General features: G+C 44.9%; 2 protein-coding genes. One reads left to right on the top strand and one right to left on the bottom strand.

Annotation, left to right across the window (positions count from 1 at the left end):
• The gene (locus tag F6K38_RS34685) at positions 1 to 465 is read right to left on the bottom strand and encodes a VOC family protein (protein WP_287359648.1); all 465 of its coding nucleotides are present in this window, start codon (positions 463 to 465) and stop codon (positions 1 to 3) included.
• A 103-nt stretch (positions 466 to 568) separates the two neighbouring features.
• On the opposite strand from F6K38_RS34685, the gene F6K38_RS34680 reads away from it, so the two are divergent.
• Positions 569 to 2,253 (top strand): Tex-like N-terminal domain-containing protein (locus tag F6K38_RS34680; RefSeq protein ID WP_287359646.1); only part of this gene is annotated, 1,685 nt, incomplete at its 3' end.

Below are 2,253 nucleotides of genomic sequence, written 5' to 3'. Positions count from 1 at the left end.
TCATTCAATCGCATCGCAGCGAATTTCAACCATAAATCCATCGGGGTCATAAAAATAGATACCTCTGCCAGTAGGACGAGTTACTGGACCATGATCGATGGGAATTTGATTTTGTTTTAGGACTTCTACGGCTTGGTCAAATAACTGAGGATCGATATCAAAGGCGAGATGATTGACCCGAGTAAAGCCACGATGGGGGTCTGGATCCGGTGGTGATAGCTCTGGCTCGGAAAACAAATCCACCACAATGCCATCTGGGGTGACGAAGTTAGTGACTTTTCCGGCTTCGACTAGCGATCGCAATGTACTGGGCACTTCTTCTCCAGTTAGTTCATGTAAACCTAGTAATGTACCATAAAAGTGGCGCGATGCTTGGATATCCTTCACATTCAGAGCAATATGATGGACTCGACGGAGACTACCTGGACTTAGGGTAGGTTTGATCAATTCAGGGCTAGAAACCATTTTTTTTAATAATTGTTAGTTGTGAATGGAAGTGCTAATAGTTAATTATTAATGGTTATACCGTTTTTAATTTGCTATTTAAATTTCCCCTTTTCCTGGTAACATGACCACTTTTTCTCAAATCTTAGCCCAAGAACTGTCATTAAGTGCGACTCAAATCGAGAATGCCCTGTCTTTATTTGCTGAAGGGGCAACTATTCCGTTTATAGCTCGCTACCGTAAAGAGGTGACTGGTTCTCTCGATGAAGTTCAGCTACGCACCATAGCTGAGCGCCATACTTATCTAACGGAACTGGAGCAACGGAAGTCAGTAATTCTGAATGCGATCGCATCTGCGGGTAAGCTCACCGATGAACTAAAGGCTAAGATCGAAGCTTGCCAGCAAAAGACTGAATTAGAAGACCTTTACCTGCCCTATAAACCCAAACGACGCACTCGGGCAACCATGGCCAGGGAGAAAGGACTTGAACCCTTAGCGGACTGGATTGAGTCGATGAACACTCCGGAGGTTAAATCAGTATCCTTATCTGAAGAAGCGGCTAAATACATTTCCCCAGACCATAAGCTCAATACGGTAGAGGACGTTCTTCAAGGTGCCTCGGATATTTTAGCGGAAGCTGTAGCTGAAAAAGCCGACTTACGAGCGTATTTGCGGGATTATTTCATGAAATCGGGAGTATTCATCTCTCGGATTAAAAAGGATTATCCCGAAGGTACCACTAAGTTTGAAATGTACCGGGAGTTCCAAATCCCAGTGAAATCTGTAGCGCCACACAATATGTTAGCCCTGCTCAGGGGTGAAGCGGAGGGAGTACTAAAGCTGGAACTCTCCTTTGATGAAGACTATGTTATGTCCTACCTAGAGTCTGAGGAAATCTACACCAAAGCTACCCTACTGCGAGAGTTTTACCAGACCATGCTCAAAGATGGGTTTAATCGGCTGATGAAAACCTCCCTAACTACGGAAGTACGTAGCGATCGCAAAGCCTATGCTGATGCAGAGTCCATAAAAACCTTTGAAGCCAATCTCCGAGAACTGTTGTTATCTCCTCCAGCAGGAATGAAGCCAACCTTAGCCATAGATCCAGGCTTCCGCACCGGTTGTAAAGTGGCTATCCTGGATGAGACAGCTAAATACATCACATACCAACCAGTGTTTCCCCATCAAGGCAGCCAAAAGCGGGAACAAGCTGCTAAAACAATTAAGCATTTAATTGAAACCTACCAGATCGAGCTAATTGCCATTGGTAACGGTACAGCCTCTCGTGAGACAGACGAGTTTATCTCGGAAGTACTCAAAACCATGGAGCGCAAACCGATAAAAGTAATGGTGAATGAATCTGGGGCATCGATTTATTCCGCCAGTGACTTAGCACGAGAGGAGTTTCCGGATTTAGATGTCACAGTCAGGGGAGCGATTAGTATTGGCAGACGGTTACAAGACCCCTTAGCTGAGTTGGTCAAGATTGACCCTAAATCCATTGGTGTGGGACAGTACCAACACGATGTTGATCAAAAATTGCTCAAGAAGAAACTTGATGACACCGTGGAAAGTTGTGTAAACTATGTAGGAGTAGATTTAAATACTGCATCCGCTCAACTGCTAACCTTTGTATCTGGGATTAGCCCGACCATTGCTAATAATATTGTGACCTATCGCAATCAGCAAGGTGCATTCAAGAACCGTCGGGAAATCCTTAAGGTACCGAAGCTAGGGCCAAAAGCCTTCGAGCAGTCAGCAGGATTCCTAAGGATTCGCAACGGGGATAATCCGTTGGATAACACAGC

Source organism: Moorena sp. SIO3B2 (genome assembly GCF_010692525.1).
GTDB classification, from domain to species: domain Bacteria; phylum Cyanobacteriota; class Cyanobacteriia; order Cyanobacteriales; family Coleofasciculaceae; genus Moorena; species Moorena producens.
This window is presented reverse-complemented; position numbering and strand designations above follow the sequence as displayed.